Genomic DNA, 18,936 nt, shown 5'->3' on the forward strand with positions numbered 1-18,936 from the left:
GGCCTCAAAGTGTGCCTCAGCCGGGCTCGAGCACGAAGGGGTAGCGCACAGTGACGAGCCCGCCAGGGTTGCCCGGGAACCTCCAGCGGCGCACAGCCGCGGCGATGCAGCTGCCGACGGTCTTGTCGCCGAGGGTGTCCTCGGCCACATTCGCGCTGTCGACCGCTCCCTTGCCGTCGATGCGGATGTCGAGGGTGATGCGGCCGCGGAGGTTGGGGTCACGCTGGAGGCCCTTCTCGTAGCAGGCGCGCACTTCGGCGACGTGGGCGCGGACGACCCGGCGGATGGTGTCGCGGTCGAGCGAGCCGGTGACCTCGGCCTTGGCCTGGCGCACAGTCGGGGCTCGCGTGCCGCGGCCGCCGAAGCCAGCGCCGGCGCCGCTGCCGTAGCCCGAGCCGTAGCCGCCGCCGCCGCCCTTGCCGATGAGGCCGAGGCCGCCGAGCCCGACCGTGCCGCGATCGCCGGCGTTCATGTCGACGCCGAAAGGCGACTCGACGGGGATCTGCACGGTGCGCAGCGTGCCGTCGGGCTGGGCCTCCTGGCGCTCGTCGACGGCGACGAAGGCGGTGTACTCGGTCATGATGCGGTGCTTCAGCGCGAGCTCGACGATCGGGGCGCGCTCGCTCTCGGTCAGCTCGCCGAAGGCGTGGGCGAACGGGTAGTTGTGGAGGTCGTCGATGCGCTTGCGGGCCCACATGCCGGCGAGGCCGTCGTGCTCGCTGACGCGGGCGCCGGCCAGGCGCACCGGCAGCTCGACGTCGGCGCCTCCGAGCTTGCCGCGGACCTTGACCTCGCCGGCGAGCGCCCCGGCGTAGCGGCCGTGGAGCACCAGCGGCTGGCCCGCGAACAGGTCGGGCAGCCGGCCGGGGGCGATGTCCGCGACGTCGAGGCCGCCCCAGTCGATCGAGATGTCCGTGAGGACAGGTCGATCGATGCTCTCGTAGAACTCGTCGACGACGGCCTCCGGCGACTCGTTCGGGGCGACGATGGTCGCGGCGCCGCGGCCGACCCGGCCGAGGCCTTCGACGAGGAACCGATTGACGCTGCTGCCGACGCCGAGCGCGAACAGCCGGGCGTCGCGGCGCTTGGCCTCGAGCGCGGCAAAGATCTGCGACTCGTTGCCGATGTAGCCGTCGGTCATGAACAGGACCATGCGCAGGCGCTCGGGATCCTTGGGGGCGTCGAGGGCGGCGGCGATGCCGGTGAGCATCTCCGTGCCGCCGCCGCCGGCGTACCTCGCCCGGCCGAGGAACTCGAGCGCGCGCCGGCGGTTGTCCTCGGTGTTGGCGACGCTGGCTGTCTCGAACGACCGGGCGGCGCCGGCGAAGGTGATGACGTTGAAGGTGTCGTCGGCGCGCATGCCGGCGAGGGCGCGCTCGACCGCCGCCCTGGCGGTGTCGAGCGGGGTGCCGCTCATCGAGCCGGACACGTCGACCACGAACACGAGCTCGCGCGGGCGCGACTGGCCGGCGTCGAAGCCCTGCGGCGGCTGGATCGTGAGGGCGAAGAAGCCGCCGTCGCCTGTCTTTTGGGCCATGAGCTCGGCGCGCGGCTGGGCGCCGGCGAGCCGCCAGCTGAGCTCGAAGTCGCGGTCGGCCCGCGCGGGCCCGCGAGCCAGCGCGACCGCGACGCCCTGGGCGTGCGGCGTGACGGTGACGGCGTGCATCTTCGAGGCGACGTCGGCGACCGGGAGGGTGGTGTCGATCGCGACCTCGATGTCGACGGGGACGCAGGAGTCGACGCCGGGGGCGAGGACCGGGGGGCTGATGCGCGCGGCGTCGGCGACGGCCCCGGGCGGGTTGTAGCGCGGGCCGACGACGGTCGGCAGGGCCAGGCTGTAACGGCCGGAGCGCTGGTGCAGCGGCTGCACGAGGTGGATCTCGACCTCGATGGTGGCGCCGGGCTCGATGTTGGTGACGGCCTGGTTGAACACGTTGGGCCGCTCCTGGGTGAGGAGGGCGGCGGTGCGGCCGGCCTCGCGCGCCTCGTCGTAGGTGCGCCGGGCGTCTTCGCGGCGCTTGAGGACGCCGTGGATCGAGCGCGGGCCGATCCGGATCCAGTAGTCGTCGACGGCGGCGTCCTCGGGCAGCGGGAAGGTGTAGAGCGCCTCGAGGCGATCGCTCGTCGGATTGACGAAGGTCTGGGTGACGGTGGTCTCGGCGAGGGTGCCGACGACGACGGTGTCGTAGCGGATCGCCTGGAGCGGGAGGCCGAGCCGGCGATCGCCGTCGCCGGCGATCTTGAGCTGGGCTTGCTCGGGTTCGCGGGCCGGATCGAGGATGACGAGCTCGGTGGGCCGCGGGCCGCTGCAGGTGGAGGACTCAGGGCCGGTACGGATGACCTCGCCGGCCGCCTCGACGTCGTCGGGCGCGGTGAGCTCGGAGTCGTCGCTCTCGGCGACGGGAGCACAGGCGAGAGCGAGCAGCGACCACAAGGACGAGAGCACGAGCGGACGGACCAAGACGCACCTCCACGGCGGGCAGCGGGCGAGGAGACAGGGCCTGGCCGTGAAAGTTCCGCGGCCGCACGACGACGCCGGCTCGCGCGTGTGGGCGGCGTATACTGAAGATCGGTGACGCGAGGTCCGACGACTCCTGGCTCATTCGCGCTCGGCGCGGCGCTCGTCGCCGGCGGGTGCTTCCACGACGAGCGGCCGCAGCTCGGCTGCGCGGCGGCGTCGATGTGCTCGACGAGTTCGACGTCGACGTCGGCGATGGAAGGCGAGACGCCAACGAGTTCGACTTCGACGTCGACGACCGGCGCCCCGCCGCCCGAGCCGCGGACGTTCCGCATCGACTCGCTGCGGCTCGTCGACCCGCACCTGTTCTCCGACATCTGCATCGACGTGACGGGGCTCGTGAACACGATCGGGCTGGCGCAACAGATCGAGGACGGCGAGCTCAACCTGATCCTGCACTTCGAGGAATTCGATCCCGACGCGCTCGCGGCGGTGCTCGGCGAGGCGATGTCGTGCGATCTGACGGCGCAGACGTGCGTGCAGGACGAGGGCGCGAACCTGCAGCTGCCGGTCGAGCGCGTGACCGCGGCGCCGTGCCTCGGCCTCGATTCGGCGGTGCTCGCGGAGGACTCCGTGAAGGCGCTCAACTCGCCCGAGCCGACGTGCTTCCGCACCAGCGCGGCCGAGCTGGCGCTGCCGCTCGGCGCCGACGCGGCGCCGATCAACCTGCTGCACACGCAGGTGGCGTTCAACTTCGACGACATCGACGATCCGCAGGCGATCCAGCGCGGCGTGATCTCCGGCTTCCTGACCCGCGCGTCGGCGGAGTCGACCGATGTCGAGGTGTCGGGCTCGAGCTACAACCTGTGGACGCTGGTGCACGCGACCGACGATTGCGTCATGAAGTTCCCCGAGCTGCTCCCCAGCGTGGATGAGTTCGCCGGCCCGAATGGGCCCGTGGAGGGGGTCTGGCTGGCGTTCAACGCCACGGCGGGCCGGATCGCGCTGGTGCCGCCGTGAGGCGCGCGGGCGGCCGGGAACTTCGCGGGCAGGGCGAGGTCCAAGGCCGCATGACCGAACGCGCCCGTCCGCTCGTGGTCGAGGTCGTGGCCCGCCTGGGCGCGACGATCGTCGATGTCGCAGCGGTGGGCGGTCGGGCCCGCGCGTACCGCATCGGCGAGGGGCCGCAGGCGCAGGCGACGGTGGCGGTGCCGGGCGCCGACGACGAGGGCTGCTGGACGCTGGTGGCGCTGCAGGCGGACGCGCCGCTGCTGCGGGTGCCGACGGGCGCGACGGGCGAGCTGAAGCCGGGCGAGGCGGAGGCGCGGCCGCTGGTCGCCGGCGAGTCGATCGCGTTGGCGAATGGGACATGTGCGATCGTTCAGGTCGGTCCGCTGACGTTCGAGGTCCGCGCGGCGCCGGCCGAGCCGGCGGTGAAGTGGAAGCCCGTCATCGAGTGGCCGCTGTGGCTGGCGCAGGCGGCGTCGCTGGCGCTGTTCCTGACGCTGGCGCTGCTGGTCCGGCTGTACGGGCCGCAGGCGGAGCCGCCGCGCTGGGACGATCCGGCGCTGCAGGAGCGGCTGATCCGCTACGCGGCCGAGCTGCCGCCGGTCGAAGCGCCGCAGCCGCACGCGGTGGCCGAGCGCGGCAGACAGCCGCAGCGCAGCGAGGCGATCGCGCGCGTGCCGAAGCAGACCCAGCCCGAGGCGGCGACGGCGGAGGCGCCGAGCTCGCCGCGGGCGACGGGCTCGCGCGAGCAGGATGTCGAGGACATGTCCCGAGAGGCAGGTTTTCTCGGGCTGGCGGAGTTCGACCGGATCCTGCGCGAGTACACGGCGTCGCTCGAGGTGTCGATCCGCAACTACGCGCCGTCGCCGGAGAGCGACGCGGCGTGGGCGGCGGCGGCGAAGGCGGTGCCGCGGGCGATCGCGGGGCTCGGGCTCGGCGACACGATCCGCGGCGGGGGCGGGGTGGCCGAGGCGGTGGTCGACCTCGACCTCGGCGACCTGATGGCGAAGCTGGCGGCCAAGCGCAAGCGCGGGCTGCCGGGCACGGGCCGCAAGGAGGCCGCGTTCACGCGCGCGGCGGTGCCCGAGGTCCGCGAGACGCCGCGCCAGAGCGTCGAGTGGACGGCGTCGGTGGGCCAGGATCTGATCCGCGGGGTCATCCGCCGCCACGTGCCGGAGGTGCGCAAGTGCTTCCGCGACGGGCCGGCGACCGGGAAGGTCGAGGTGGCGTTCACGATCGGCAGCGGCGGCAAGGTGCGCACCGCGTCGATCGAGACCAGCACGGTCGAGCACCAGGGCGTGCAGACGTGCATCACCGAGACGGTGAAGTCGTGGACGTTCCCGACGATCGTGGCCGCGACGGGGGACGTCGCGGTGCGCTATCCGTTTTCGGTCGGCTGAGCCGACGTCACTTCTTGCCGAACAGGCCGCCGAGACCGGAGCTGATGCTGCCGAGGTCGACGTTGCCGATGGCGCCGCCGGCCGAGCCGAGCGCCGCGTCGACCTGACCGGCGAGCGGGGCGGGGAGCTTGGTCTTGAGGAAGTTGGCGACGGTCTCGATCGCGCTGCGGGCGTTGCTCTCGGAGATGCCGGTCTTGGACACGATCTGCTGGATGAGCTCTTCCATGGGGTTGGCCTCGAGGAGGCAGGATGCGGTACGCCGCGCGGCCGCGTCAACCCGGTCCGACGACGATCGGCGGCTCGATCAGGCGTGGGAGCGTGTCGGGGTGCGGATCGTCGGGGACGACCTTCGGCTCGCCCGGATCGGCGCCGACCATCGTTCGCCAGCGCCGCGGCACGCGCGGCAGGCCGATGGCGTAGATCACGAGGGCGCCGTCGCGGCGGATGTGGAGGCGCAGGAAGTGCTTGAAGTCCTGGATCCGCAGCGACGAGAACGCCTCGTTGCCGTGGCGGCCGAACACGTTGACGGCGACGAGCAGGTAGGCGCCGAAGATCGCGGCGCCGACCAGCCAGCCGGCGCCGAGCAGCGCGGCGAGGCCGAGCGCGGTCTGGGCGGCGCTGCCCCACTCGAGCGCGAGGGCGCGACCCAGCTGTCCCCCGAGCCAGGTGACGGCGAGGGCGGCGAGGAGGTGCGCGCCGGTGTGGACGAGGCCGGCGAGCACGCGCAGCCGGCGACGGCGGGCGTCGGTGAAGGCGACGAAGCCGGCGGCGGTGAGGAGGACCCACGTGGCGGCCCACGGCGAGCGCAGGGTCGCGGACAACATGTCCGAAAGAGCAGGCAGGAAGGCGGCCGCCGGGTAGTCGCCGAGCGCGGCGTGGACGTTCCAGCCGATCATGAGGTAGAGGAGGCCGGTGACCGCGCCGAAGCCGGGGTTCTGCAGCGGGAACGCGAGGTTGCGCCAGGCCAGGCGGCGCGAGGCGCGGCGGTCGGGGAAGGCGCAGCGGAGGCCGTAGCCGCCCGCGAGCGGATCGTCGCGCAAGACGTGGGTGGGGTGGAGGAAGGCGCCGCCGCCTCCGGCGGTGATCTTCTGGATCTGGCCGTCGGCGGTGGCGTGGCGGCGGTAGTGATGGAGGTCGCCGGACAGGAACACGCGGATCCGCCGGCCGAACACGTGGTCCTGCAGGAAGGCGAGGTTGCCGTCGCGGGCGCGACGGGTGCGAGCGCCGCGGTCGCGCAGCTCGTGGGTGCGGACCCAGTGCGGCTCGGCGGTGCAGAGGATGATCTTGGCGCGCGGACCCATGCGCGCGGCGAGGCCGCGGAAGTACTCGACCTGGTTGGCGTCGATGTCGGAGCCGAGCTGCACGTCGACGCCGACCAGCCACCAGTCGTGCGGCAAGCGGGCGGCGAAGTAGCTGGCGCGCTGGTGGACCTGCCAGCCGCAGAACCACTGCTTGTCGAGGAACAGCTTGGTGAAGGTGGCGAGGCTGTCGTACCAGTCGTGGTTGCCCGGCACGGCGAACAGCACCGGGTGCGGCGGCTCGCTGCGATCGAAGGCGCACTCGTACGGGAGCACGAGCCGCTGCTCGTAGGCGGCGCGGCTCGGGGTCGGGTAGACCTGATCGCCGCCGAACACCAAGACGCCGGCGCGCGGCAGCTCGTAGGCGCGGCCGTGCACGCCGTGGACGCGGAGGATCGGCCGCGTGGCCCAGTAGGCGACCGCGTAGGTCGGGTTCCAGCCGTCGCCGGAGTCGGACACGAAGTCGAGCACGAGCTGTTCGCGGTGCGAGAAGTCGGTCGGCTCGTGGCTCGGCGCGGGCCGCAAGATCCGGCGGTCGAGCTGATCGCCGAGGAGCGTCGACACGGCGACGCGCCCGGCGGTCTGCAGCAGCTGCACCGGGGCGTACCAGCGCACCATGTCCGCCGGGGCGTGGAGGTCGCGGGCGCTGGGAGCGTCGGTCATGGCCGACCTGGCAGTATTTGGCGGGTCGCGGAGCGGTGCCAGGCGCGAGGCCGCGAGGTGTCCGTCAGGACAGGCGCGCGAGCAGCCGCCGCAGCCGCGCCGGATCGACGAACACCAGGTAGAGGCTGATCATCTGCAAGCTGAAATAGACGAGCTGGTACATCGTGACGGCGACCACAACGTGCAGGCCGACGCCGAGCAGGAACCCGAGCGGCCGCAGACGGCGTGGGACCAGCAGGAGCGGCGCGAACAGCTCGAAGCCGAGAGCGGCGTGTTGCAGGAGCGTCCACACGCCGGCGGGGAGGACGCGCAGCAGCCACGCGGCCGCCTCGGTGCAGTAGACGCCCTGGACCTGCACCCAGAGGACGTCGTCGTACGCGAGCCAGTCGCCCCGCAGCGCCTTGCACAGGCCGGAGGCGACGTAGTGGATCAGCAGCGAGACCTGCAGCACGCGGATCGGCCAGGCGGGGATCGTGGCGCTCGCTTCCTGTCCCGAAGGACCTGGCGCAAGAGCCAGGACGAGGAAGCCGAACACGTAGAGGCGGTTGATCGTGAACGCGGAGATCGGGTCGGCGAGCGAGACGTAGACGAGGCCGGCCAGCACGACCCAGGTGGCGGCCCGGCGCGCCCAGCCGAAGATGACGGCCAGCATGGCGCCGAAGTAGACGGCGAAGAACGGCCACAGCCCGGCGCGCGAGAGCAGCGGGACGTGCGGGGCGTAGTAGGCGTCGACGGCGGGCGAGGGGTGATAGCCGACCGGCGTGAGCCACTCGGCGCCGTGCTGGGCCCACGCGAGGGTGTAGAAGACGAGGGTGTAGGTGAAGGCCTGGCGGAACGCGTCGAGGCGGACGGGGTCGACCGGCGCGTACCAGAAGCGCTGCCAGCCGGCGCGCGCGCGCGCGACGAGGCTCATCGGCCGGACTCCGGGTACTCGTAGGTGGCGAGGATCCGCCGCTGGTGGCGGGGCACGTCGGCCAGCGGCGGCCGCCGCCAGGCGCCGCGCGCGATGTCGTCGGGGCGCGGCACGAAGCCGGTCCAGACGAAGCGCAGGCCGACGATCGGCGCGAGCTCGGGGTGACGCCCGCGATCGCTGGCGACGAGGTAGTCGGCGACCTCGCGCCGGGCGGCGTCACGCTCGCCCCAATTGACGAGGAAGCGGTGCAGGCGGGTGCGGTGACCGAACGGCTCCATGCCGAAGTCGAGGGTCTCGTCGTGCTGCTCCCAGTCGCGGCGGCCGGACCGCCGGACCTCGACGAAATAGATGTTCCACACCGTCGGCCGGTTGGGGAACAGACAGGCGACGTCGTGCCAGTCGTGCAGCAGCGCCGGCTCGCCGGGGAGGCGAGCGCGCCACAGGCCGTGGTACGCGGTGGGGGCGATCCACAGCAGGATGAAGGCGGCGACGCACAGCCGATCGCGGAGGCGGGGGCGGAGAGCGGTCATGCGCGCCAGGCCTGGATGGCCCCTCTTGCCACGAAGGCCGCGGTCTTGTCGAGCCCCGCAGGGCCGCGGCATCATCACGAGGCATGGCGAGGGCGACGGAGGGCATCGTCGACGAGGCGCTCGCGGGGCTCGTCCACCAATTCGCCGATCCGATGGCGTGCTTCCGCGAGCTGGTACAGAACGCGATCGACGCCAACTCGAACGAGATCGACATCCGCTTCACGCACGAGGGCGGCCGCCTCGTGATCGACGTCGACGACTTCGGCGACGGCATGGACCGCCGGATCATCGACTCGCGGCTGACGCGGCTGTTCTCGTCGACGAAGGACGACGACCGCACGAAGATCGGCCGCTTCGGCATCGGCTTCGTGTCGGTGTTCGCGCTCGAGCCCGACGTGATCCGCGTCGACACGTCCCGCGCGGGCGAGCACTGGCGGGTGGTGTTCCGCCCCGATCGCACGTTCACCCGCGTGGCGCTGCCGGGGCCGGTCGACGGGACGAAGATCCGGATCTACAAGGCGGCGACGCGCGAGCAGGCGCAGGAATTCGCGGCGCGGGCGGCGGCCGCGATCGCGTTCTGGTGCCGCCACGCGAGCGTCGAGATCCGCGTCGACGGGCGCGCGATCAACGAGCCGTTCGACGTGCCGGCGCGCTGCAAGGTCGACGCGGAGGTCGGCGAGGCGCGGATCGTCGCCGGCTACGCGAGCGACGGCGTGAGCCGCGTCGGTTACTACAACCGCGGCCTCACGCTGCTCGAGGAGGCGAGCCTCGAGTTCCCCGGCGTGCACCTGAAGCTGTGGTCGCCGGTGCTCGAGCACACGATGACGCGCGACAACGTGCTCCGCGACGACAACTACGCGCGGGTGATGGAGCACGCGCGCAAGCTGATCCGCGGGCCGCTGCGCGAGCGGTTGCTGGCCGCGCTGGCGACCGACGTGCCGGCGTGCCACCGGCCGGGCGATCCGCACGAGCACCTGTACGCGGCGCTGACCGGGCTGCTGGCCCGTGACGACGCGCCGGCGGCGGCGAGACAGCGGCCGTTCGTGCGCACCGTCGACGGCGGGCTCGTCGACCTGGCGACGCTGGCGCGGGCGAAGCAGAAGGAGCGCCTGTGGTCGGCCGCGGCGGCGACGCCGGTGACGAAGCTGCTGCGCGAGCGCGGGGACGTGGTGATCGCGGCGGCCGGCGAGTCGGCCCTGCTGGCGCTGCTGCGCGCGAGCGGGGCGGCGCCGACGCCGGCGGAGGAGGCGTGGTTCGCGGCGACGCTGGTGCCGGTCTCGGCGCGACCGCCGGGGTGGCCGCCGCTGGCGACGGCGTTGCGGGCGCTGGCCGGGGTCGCCGGGGTCGAGCTCGGCGACCTCGACTACGTCGGCTCGCCGGTGGCCCGGCGCGTCGCGGTGGTGCAGCCGTCGCCCGGCGCGCTGACGCCATTGCGCGAGGCCGACGCGCTGACGCCCGCGGGCTGGCTGGTGCTGCACGACGGGCACCCGCTGGCCCGCGAGGCGCTGGCGCTGGCGGAGCGCGAGCCGGAGTTCGCGGCGATCAAGCTGCTCAAGGTGTTCTGCCTCGATCGACCTGACCTTTCGACCAGCCGCGCGATCGCCCTGACGGTCGCGGCCGTGGAGGCGCGATGTCGGCGGACGACTTGATCGCGTCGCTGTGCGCAGAGGGCCGCGTCGACTCGCACGGCGGGTTCACGCTCGACCGGGCCAAGGCGCGCGAGAAGCTGCGGACGTTCCAGGTGGCCGAGCCGCACCGCTACGTGCTCCACCTGGTAGCGCTGGCGGCCCTGCGCGGGGCCACGGCGATCGAGTTCGAGATCGACAGCGACGACCTGTGGGCCCGCTTCGACGGCGCGCCGCTGACGGAGCAGGACTTCGAGGACCTGTACAGCTCGAGCTTCGCGGCCGCGACCACCGACGCCGAGCGCGCGCGCCAGCAGCTGGCCGTCGGGCTCAACGCGGCGCTGGCCCTGAACCCGCGCCACGTGCGAGTGACGAGCGGACCGGCGGGCCAGCGGGTCCGGCTCGAGGCGACGCACGGGGCCGAGGACGTGATCGCGCGCGTGCCCGGCGACCGCGGCGCCGGCACGGTGATCCACGTCAAGCAGCGGTTCCGCCCCGGGCTGGTCGTTCGCTTCTTCAAACATGTCCTCGGAGACATGCCCGAAGCGACAGTCCTGCGCGAGCGCGCGCCGTTCGCCCGCATCCCGGTGCGGGTCCAGGGCTCGACCCTCGGCGGAAGCGAGGCGCTGACGGGCGAGGTGCAGCACCGCCGCGAGCTGGGCGACGGCGCCGGCCGGGTGTGTGTGGCCGGGCTGCGGCCCGAGCCGCACGTAGAGGCCGAAGTGCGGCTGGTCCGTCACGGTGTGTGGATCTCGACGCTGCACCCGAAGCACCTGCCCGGAGGGACAGTCGCGCTGGTCCACGACGACTCGCTGCAGACCGACCTGTCGGGCCAGGAGGTGGTGCACAACGAGGCGCGCGAGCGCTGTCTGCGGCTGGTCGAGCTGGCGATGGAGGCGTCGCTGCTCGACTACCTGGCCGACCGCGGCCGCAGCGATCCGTGGCTGCGCGCGCGGCTGGTGCGGTCGTGGCTGGGGTGGCCGCGCGTGCGCGACCGGGCGACGCCGCTCGGCGTGGCGATGGCGGCGCTGCCGTGGTGGAGCGACATCTTCGGCGCGCCGGTCTCGCTGGCGATGCTGCGCACCTGCCTCGAGCGACAGTCGGCCGTGTACTACACGACGGCCGAATTCGCCGATCGCCTCGAGGCGCTGCCCGAGACGGTGGTCGCGGTGCCGGCGAAGTCGTCGGGGGGTCCGAGCGACGACCTGCTGATCCTGAAGGAGCTGTTCGGCGAGCGCCTGCGCGATCGCACCCGCGAGCTCGAGCGCGAGGTGAGGCGCAGCGCGCGGCGCCGGCTGTGGCGCCTGCGGCCGGCCGCGCCCCAGCTCGAGCCCGCCGGTTACTCGGCGCTGGCGCCGATATCGATCGAGACGCCGGCGCGCGCGCTGGTCGGGCAGGTCGGGCTCCGGCGCGAGCGCGGCGGGCCCTCGACCGTGCGCGTGATCGTCGACGGTCACCTGCTGTGCGAGCTGAACGTCGAGCTGCCGCTGCCGGTCGACGCCGTCGTCGCCGGGGTCGAGGCCGACGACGACTACGAGGCGCCGCTGCGCGACGATCGGTTCGCGCTGGCCCTGCTGGCCGTGCTCGACGCGGCGCTGGGGCTGGTCGAGACGGACATGTCCCAACGGACAGTTCACGAGATCGACGCCGAGGCGCGGGCGCTGGCGCGGCGGTACCTGCAGCTGCGTCACGATCCGGAGGGTCCGCGGCGGTGGCTGCAGGGCTTCGGCTTCCGCAGCGCGGACGCGGAGCGCGGGCTGCGGCAGCCGACGGTGGCCGCGCTGGCGCGGGTGTGTCGGGCCCGCACGGAGGTGCCGACGGCGAGCCTGCTCGAGCCGTGGCTGGCGGAGTGCGAGCGGCTGCCCACCGCGTGCGGGCGCTCGCTGAGCCTCGGGGCGCTGGCGCTGGCGCTGGCGCGCGGCGAGCGGGTGGTGTGGATCGGCGCGCTCGGTCCGGGGCTGGCGCGGCTCGATCGCATCGTGCTCAAGCTCGACGCCGCGGGGCAGGATCTGATCGCGCAGGTGTTCGGCGAGAGGATCGCGCAGCTGACCAGCGCGGAGCTGCAGGGGCTGATCGCCGAGCAGCGCTTCATGAGCCAGGCGGAGGAGGATACCGCGCAGGCGCTCGGGCCGTGCGGGGCGACGCTGCGGGTCGAGGACGGGCCGCTGCAGGCTGTCCTCGGGGTCAGGTTCATCCGCGACGGCGAGCCGCTGCGCGCGTCGGTGCGGGTGCTGGTGCGCGGGCGCAATCTGGCCGAGCGCGCGCTGTGGGCCCCCTTCAAGGGGGTGGTCGCGGTGGTGCGCGACGATCGGCTGACGCCGACGGTCGACTGGGACGCGGTGGTCGTCAACGCGGCGTGGCGCGCGGCCGAGCGGGCGCTGCTGCAGGCGCTGCCGCGGCTGGCCGTCGAGGCGGCGCGCGTGCCGGAGCTCGCGGTGGTCGGTGATGTCCTCGCGGCCAGCTTCCCGTCGCAGACGCTGCGCCGCGCGTGGGAGCGGCTGGTGGAGTGCGAGGGCCCGGAGGCGGGCGAGGCGTCCTACGAATTGTTGCTCGGGCTGGCCTCGCAGGTGCGGATCGAGCGGCTCGACGAGGTGCTCGACAGGGCGCTGCGACAGCCGGCCCGGATGGTCGGCGAGCGCCGCGTGCACCCGATCGCCAACATCGCCAAGATCGCCGACGACGCCGACTGGCGCATCGATCCGGCGCGCACGCGCGAGGTCGCGGGCGTGCTGAAGGAGCTGCGGATCCTGTGCGGACAGCACCGTCCGGGGTTGCCGCTCGCGGAGCAGGTGCTGGCGATCGACGGCCGGCTGGTCCACGAGTGGACGTTCCGGCGGGTCGACGGGGCGACGGTGACGCTCGCCGCGCTGATCGCCGCGAGGGCCCGCGGCGGGGCGATCGAGGTCGTGGCGGAGGGGCTCGACCTCGGCGGGGTGATGCGGCCGCACGCGCTGGTGGTCGACGACGCCGAGGCGGATCGGCTGGCGCGGCTGTTCGGTCCGCACGCGGTGCGTCGCGTCTACCCGACCGCGAAGCTCGCCCAGCTGCGCGCGCCGACCTTGCCGGCCGCGCCCGACGACGCGCTGGCGCGTGTGTTCGTGCGCGGCAGCGACGTCGCCGGCGAGTTGTGGATGCCGGTCGGAGCAGAGGAGGAAGACTGTCGGGTCGGGCTTCACCGCGAGGACGGGACGCTGATCCGACGGGTGTCGTTGTTGCCGCCGTTGCCGCTGGCGGGGGCGCTGACGGGCGAGGGCGTGCGCATCGAGGGCTTCAGGATCGCGCTGTCGTTGTCGGCGCTGGCGGCGGTCCGCGACGCGGCGCTGCGGCTCTACGACGACATCCTCGGCGCCGGCGATTCTGCGGCGCTGCTGGCGATGCGCCGGATCTCCGGCCGGATCGGCGAGGCCCGGCTGCCGCCCCCGCTCGAGCCGCTGCGCGGGCGCTTGCGCGCGGCGGTCCGCGCCGGCGACTCCGACGCGCCGCCCTCGGGGGCGGTGCAAGATGTCCTCGCGGACATGTTCGTCGAGCTCGAGGCGGCGGCGCGCGAGCAGGGTCAGGCGGCGGCGCGCGAGGAGCCGTCGTTCAGGCCGCTGCCGTCGGGGTTCGGAGACGATGTCCTTTCGGACACGTTCGGCGAAGCCTCGGGCTCGCCGCCGGGGTTCGTGCAAGATGTCCTGGCGGACATCCTGGCCGAGCACGCGGGGCGGCGCGAACCGCCGCGCTCGGCGGCGTCACCGGATGATCGTGCGGCGGGCGGGACGGCATCGTCGAGCCCGCCGCCGGCGCCGCCCGAGATGCGGCTGCTGTCGGCAATTCGCGCCGAACTGCGGGCGTTACGGGAGCAACACGAGCGGCTCTTGTCGAACTTCAACCTCGAGCACCTGCGGCTCGCAGCGCTCGGGCCGCCGGCCGAGCCGGTCACGATCGGGACCGAGGCGGTCGTGTTGAACAAGAGTCATGCGTTGATTCGCCGCGCCGCCGCCGAGTTCGAGCGGGATCCCTGGTGGATCGATGTCCTCGCGTCGTTGGTGTTCACGGCCTTCAACGTGTGGCGCGAGGAGATCACGGACGCCGACGAGCAGACGTTTCATCGCTTGCACCTGGAGCGAGTGGCCAGACGATCCTCGACTCGCAGGTGAGGTTCGAAAACCTGTCCTTTCGGACATCTCAATGCTGCTGCAGCAAAGTCATGAAGACAAGAATCATGACGGCGCGACGTGTGGAAACGCGCTAGCCCTCGCCTGCGGGTCTTTGATAGAAGCGAGAGCGACCTCCAACCTGACTTCTCTCTCGCGAAGGATCTGACGATGACGATGAACAGTGATTGGCGTGTGACCGGACTGAGCGTCCTGGTGCTGATCGGGGCGGGCTGTGGCGACGACGCGAACACCAGCGCCAGCGCGACGATCGGCGGGACCGCGCTGACCGGGAACACGGACGGCCCGACGGACACGACCGAGCAGGGCTCGATTTCCGACAGCGACGCGAACCCCACGACGACGGCCGGTTCCGACTCGGACAGCCAGACCGGGCCGGGGACCACGACCGAACCCGCGACCACGACCGAGCCCGACACCACCACCACCGCGGATCCGGGCACGTCCACCGATCCCGGCACCACCACCGACGACACCTCGACCACCGGGGCCGTCGATACCACCACCACGACCGATCCGGGCACCAGCACCACCAGCACCACCGGTGAGACCGGCGACAAGGAGTGTCCGCTGGCCCAGATGCACCTGCCGTGCGACGCCGACTCGGACGACGCCTTGCACGCGCTCGGTCTCAACTGCACGTCGCTCGGCGGGCAGTGGGTCGACAACCAGAACGCGGTGGCGGTCGCCAACCTCGACTTCCAGGCCGCGCCGCCGACCCAGGGCAAGCGCGCCTGGCAGGTCGCCAAGGTCTACGGCAGCTACATCGACCCGAACACCAACCAGCCGTTCTGGAACTCACGCGAGGGCGACAAGGTGCTGCTCATCAGCTCCGGCCTGCTGCCCCCGCCGAACCCGCAGGGCGCGGTGATCGTGAACGACGGGGATGTCTACAACGACGTCGCGTTCGGCGGCGTGTGGGACTCCGACGTGATGCCGCCGCCGATGAGCCCGAACCACGGCAGCCCCGACCCGATGGGCTTCACCAACTGTGACGGCACCAACGACTGCTCGAACACGATCGCCGAGCAGTGGAACCTCGGCACCGGCGATCCCGAGGACAAGATGTGGTTCAGCTTCGACGTGACGGCCCCGGCGATCAGCAACGGCCAGATCGCCGACGCCAAGGGCTACACCTTCGACTTCGCCTACTTCTCGGCGGAGTTCCCGGAGTGGGTCGGCGACGAGTTCAACGACATCTTCGTCGTCTGGCAGTCGTCGGAGGACTACACCGGCAACGTCACCTTCATCAACGGCCAGCCGCTCACCGTCACCGCGCTGTGGCCGATCGACTACCAGTCGTTCGACCCGCACCTGCAGGGCACGGGTCACATCAACGACGGCGGCGCGACCGGCTGGTACAAGGCGACCAGCGGCGTCAAGCCGGGCGAGACGTTCACCCTGGCGTTCGCCATCTTCGACATGGGCGACTCGACCTACGACACCACCGCGATCATCGACAACTGGTCGTGGGACTGCGAAGGTTGCGTGCCGAACGAGGTCGACGACTGCGGGATCGAGCCGCAGTGATCCGCTCGCATCGCCGCCGCCGCGCCTGAACCCTGCGGCGGCCGCTCGCGCGCTGGCTCCGGGGCCGTCCCCGGGGCCTTTCGCGTTTCGTGGCCGCGGCGACGGTCGGCTCGCCCGCGCGCGCGAGAGGCGCTTTACGGCCTGCGGCCGGTGACTGTACCTTGCGGCCGCATGCGTCGCGTCGCCGTCGTCTTTCTCCTGTCGTGTACCACCCTCGCGGCCTGCGCCCAGCTCGGGGCGCTGTTCGGGGCCAAGCCGCAGCCGCAGGCGGAGACGCAGGAGCAGTCGGCCGCGCGTCAGCAGGCCGCAGCGGCCGAGCAACAGCAGGAGGAGAAGCGGCGCGCCGAGGCGGCGGCCGAGGTCGAGCGGCGCGAGCAGGCGCTGCTGGCCGAGCTCGAGGCGGCCCGCGCGGAGCTGTCCGCAGGGACAGGCGATCGCCAGGCCGCCGCGATCGCGTTCGCCGACAAGGTGCACGCGCTCGAGGGCTCGCAGGCGGCCGCCAGCGGCAAGGTCGACCTGGCGGTGGTGTCGCGTGAGGCGGCCGGCTACCTCGACGCGGCGCTGCAGCAGGCGCCGAGCTTCGACCTGCTGCGCGCGCTCGATCAGCTGCGCGGCCCCGACGCCGACGTCGCGTTCGTGCGTGCGTGCCCCAAGCTGCGGCCGAAGGTCCCGGCCGACGCCGTCATCGGGTTCGTCGGCGACTGTCTCAAGCGCGCCGGCGGCGACGCCGCCAGGTTGAAGTGGCCGAGCGTGCAAAAGGATCTGGTGGCGTACCGCCGCCATGAAGAGGAGGAGCTCCGGCGCGCGCGCGAAGCGGAGGCCCGACGGGCCCAGGAGGAGGCGGCACGGGCCAAGGAGGAGGCGGCCGTGGCGGCGCGCGGGGCGAGCTACGTCGCCGCGTCGGTGTTCGCGGCCGGGCGCTGCAACTTCGGCGATTGTGCCAAGGACGGCTGGACCGTCGACACGCCGGACGGGCAGGTGCGGGTCCGCTGCAACTTCGGCAATTGTCTCAAGGAAGGTTGGGTCGCCGAGTTCCCCGGTGGCAAGAGCGCTCGCACGAGCTGCAGCTTCGGCGACTGCTTCAAGGACGGCTGGCGCACCGAGCTGCCCGACGGTCAGAGCGCCAGCACCCGCTGCAGCTTCAACAATTGCCCCAAGGACGGCTGGAGCACCGATATCCCCGGGCTCGGGACCGCGACGACGCGCTGCAACTTCCAGGACTGTCTCAAGGACGGCTGGAGCACCGACCTGCCGCAGGGCGGGCAGGTCCGCTGTCGCTGCAACTTCCAGGACTGTCTGACCAATGGCGCGACTTGTGATTAGGAAGGCCGCGGGGCCTTGCGTCGGTGTCACGCGGCGCGAGGTGCGCTGCGCGAATCTGGAGACGTCCGCCGATCGGAACTGTGACGCGACAGCCGTGGGCCGCGGGGATATAGTGAGCCGTGATAGCTGCGGCGCCGCTGCGCCGGGCACTTCATGACAAGCGCTTTATGACGACCCGGCGACAGCCCCGCGCCACCCGTGAACCCGCGCCGGTCGATCCTCTCATCGGGGCGACCATCGCCGGCAAGTACCACATCGTCAAGCTGATCGCGCGCGGCGGCATCGGGCTCGTTTACCTCGCGCGGCAGATGTCGCTCGAGGGCAGCGAGCGCGAGGTCGTGGTCAAGGTGCTCGCGCCCAACTGGATCGACAACGCCGAGGCGATCGGCCGCTTCGAGCGCGAGGGCCAGCGCCTGGGCGAGCTGCAGCACGCCAACATCGTCGCGCTGCACGACTGCGGCCACGAGAACGGCGTCGCGTACCTCGTGATGGAGTACCTCGCCGGCGAGCTGCTCAGCGACTACCTCGCGCGCAAGGGTCGGCTCACCGTCGAGGAGTTCGTGCCGATCGCCGCCCAGATCCTGAAGGGCATCGGCTACGCCCACTCGCGCGGGCTGATGCACCGCGACCTCAAGCCGAGCAACATCATGCTGATGGTCCGCAAGGGTCGGGCCAACTACGTCAAGATCCTCGACTTCGGCATGGCGAAGCTGGTCGAGGGCGAGCGCGAAGTGACGGCCGAGCAGATCGTCGGCACCGCCAATTACATCGCGCCCGAGCAGATCCGCGGCGAGACGCTCGACGTGCGGGTCGACGTCTACGCGCTCGGGATCCTGTTCTATTCGATGCTGTCGGGGCGCCTGCCGTTCGAGGGCGAGGGCAACGCGGCGCTGCTGTACAAGCACGTGCACGAGGCCCCGCCGCCGCTCGGCGACGTCCTCCCGGCCAACCATGGCGTGCCCGACGATCTGATCGCGCTGGTCCATCGCTGCCTGGCCAAGCAGGTCGACGAGCGCCCGGCCGACGCCAACGAGATGGTCGAGGCGATCATCGACTCGTGCCCGGCGTCGATGTTCCACCTGCCGGTCGCCGAGGGCGTGGCCGCGGTGTCGCAGTCGACGGGCAGCATGGTCGCCACGCCGACCTCCGATCTGCTGCGCACCGCGCCGTACCGGACGCGCGGGACGGGGCGCTTGCGGCCGGTCGTGACGCCGACGATCCCGCCGTCGCAGGCGAGCGGCGGGTTCGGCAGCACGATCATCGCCGTCGAGCCGGCCACGAGCACGCGCAGCTGGGGCCTGATCGTCGGCGCGGCGGCGGCGGTGCTGATCGGCGGGGTGGTGGCGGCGGTCGTGTGGGGCGGCGGCGGCGCGACGACGCCGGTGGTCGGCACCGGCGTGACCGAGGAGAAGCGCATGGCCGCCCAGCTCGATCAGATCGAGCGCGAGATCCTCGGCGGCGAGTTCGACAAGGCCCGACGTCACCTCGACGGCATGGCCCGCGACCTCGAGGCCTATCCGTCGCTCAAGCGGCGCGCGGAGGCGAGCCTCACCCGCATCGCCGTCGCCAGCACGCTCGGGCTCGCCCAGCGGCTCGAGAAAGAGGGCAACCTGCCGGCGGCGCTCAGCGCCTATCGCGACATCCTCGCCATCGACGCCGGCCACGCCGAGGCGAAGGCGTCGATCGCCCGCCTCGAGGCCGAGAGCAAGCCGCCGGAGCCGGCCAGCACGCCGGAGCCGGCGGGGCAGGGCAAGCCGGCCGCCGGCAAGCCGCGGCCCGGCGCGGGCAAGCCGGGCCCGGGTCGCGGCGAACCAGCGTCCACGCCCACGCCCACGCCCGCGCCGCAGCCGGACGCGGGGGCGAAACAGCCCGCGCCGGAGCAGGCCAAGGACCCGTTCTTGCCGGTCGCGAAGAAGGACGACGGCGGTATCTTTCTACCTGTCGGAGGCAACAAGTGATGCGAGGTCGCACGCGAGACCGTGGAGGTTCGCCCGCTCAACGTGGAGTCGCCGCGGCGCTGGCGGCGTCGCT

At 72.6% G+C, this 18,936-nt stretch carries 12 protein-coding genes; 7 read left to right on the top strand and 5 right to left on the bottom strand.

All coding sequences use genetic code 11. The annotated features are described in order from the left end of the window. Positions 1 to 16: 16 nt before the first annotated feature. Positions 17 to 2,461: a VIT domain-containing protein gene (locus K7C98_RS25600; RefSeq protein WP_224194389.1), complete on the bottom strand. Its 2,445-nt coding sequence runs from the start codon at positions 2,459 to 2,461 to the stop codon at positions 17 to 19. A 111-nt stretch (positions 2,462 to 2,572) separates the two neighbouring features. Between K7C98_RS25600 and K7C98_RS25605 the strand changes: the two genes are divergently transcribed. After that, positions 2,573 to 3,478: a hypothetical protein gene (locus K7C98_RS25605; RefSeq protein WP_224194390.1), complete on the top strand. Its 906-nt coding sequence runs from the start codon at positions 2,573 to 2,575 to the stop codon at positions 3,476 to 3,478. Positions 3,479 to 3,528: 50 nt separating this feature from the next. After that, positions 3,529 to 4,866, top strand: a complete 1,338-nt coding sequence (locus K7C98_RS25610; RefSeq protein ID WP_224194391.1) for an AgmX/PglI C-terminal domain-containing protein — start codon at positions 3,529 to 3,531, stop codon at positions 4,864 to 4,866. Between the two features lie 7 nt (positions 4,867 to 4,873). Here the strand turns inward: K7C98_RS25610 and K7C98_RS25615 are convergent, their stop codons facing one another. The 4 genes from K7C98_RS25615 to K7C98_RS25630 form a co-directional block, all read right to left on the bottom strand. Further along, entirely contained in the window at positions 4,874 to 5,092 is a 219-nt protein-coding gene (locus K7C98_RS25615) for a hypothetical protein (RefSeq protein WP_224194392.1), read from the bottom strand. A gap of 46 nt (positions 5,093 to 5,138) precedes the next feature. Then, positions 5,139 to 6,827 (bottom strand): hypothetical protein, encoded by a 1,689-nt coding sequence (locus K7C98_RS25620; protein ID WP_224194393.1) that lies wholly within the window; start codon positions 6,825 to 6,827, stop codon positions 5,139 to 5,141. A gap of 64 nt (positions 6,828 to 6,891) precedes the next feature. Beyond that, on the bottom strand, positions 6,892 to 7,740 hold the full coding sequence (locus K7C98_RS25625) for an HTTM domain-containing protein (RefSeq protein ID WP_224194394.1): 849 nt from the start codon (positions 7,738 to 7,740) through the stop codon (positions 6,892 to 6,894). Further along, complete coding sequence (locus tag K7C98_RS25630) at positions 7,737 to 8,270, bottom strand: hypothetical protein (RefSeq protein WP_224194395.1); 534 nt, start codon at positions 8,268 to 8,270, stop codon at positions 7,737 to 7,739. Before K7C98_RS25630 ends, K7C98_RS25625 begins: the two co-directional genes overlap by 4 nt. An 83-nt stretch (positions 8,271 to 8,353) precedes the next feature. Between K7C98_RS25630 and K7C98_RS25635 the strand changes: the two genes are divergently transcribed. From K7C98_RS25635 to K7C98_RS25655, 5 genes are all read left to right on the top strand, one after another. Further along, positions 8,354 to 9,919, top strand: coding sequence for an ATP-binding protein (locus K7C98_RS25635; RefSeq protein WP_224194396.1), 1,566 nt, complete (start codon positions 8,354 to 8,356; stop codon positions 9,917 to 9,919). Continuing rightward, positions 9,901 to 14,034, top strand: a complete 4,134-nt coding sequence (locus K7C98_RS25640) for a hypothetical protein (RefSeq protein ID WP_224194397.1) — start codon at positions 9,901 to 9,903, stop codon at positions 14,032 to 14,034. The genes K7C98_RS25635 and K7C98_RS25640 overlap by 19 nt, the downstream gene beginning before the upstream one ends. 192 nt (positions 14,035 to 14,226) lie before the next feature. Next, entirely contained in the window at positions 14,227 to 15,582 is a 1,356-nt protein-coding gene (locus K7C98_RS25645) for a choice-of-anchor L domain-containing protein (RefSeq protein WP_224194398.1), read from the top strand. 171 nt (positions 15,583 to 15,753) lie between these two features. After that, positions 15,754 to 16,905, top strand: coding sequence for a hypothetical protein (locus K7C98_RS25650; RefSeq protein ID WP_224194399.1), 1,152 nt, complete (start codon positions 15,754 to 15,756; stop codon positions 16,903 to 16,905). Positions 16,906 to 17,072: 167 nt separating this feature from the next. Then, positions 17,073 to 18,863 (top strand): serine/threonine protein kinase, encoded by a 1,791-nt coding sequence (locus K7C98_RS25655; protein WP_224194400.1) that lies wholly within the window; start codon positions 17,073 to 17,075, stop codon positions 18,861 to 18,863. Positions 18,864 to 18,936 lie beyond the last annotated feature (73 nt).

The organism is Nannocystis pusilla (assembly GCF_020073745.1).
Classification (GTDB): domain Bacteria; phylum Myxococcota_A; class Polyangia; order Nannocystales; family Nannocystaceae; genus Nannocystis; species Nannocystis radixulma.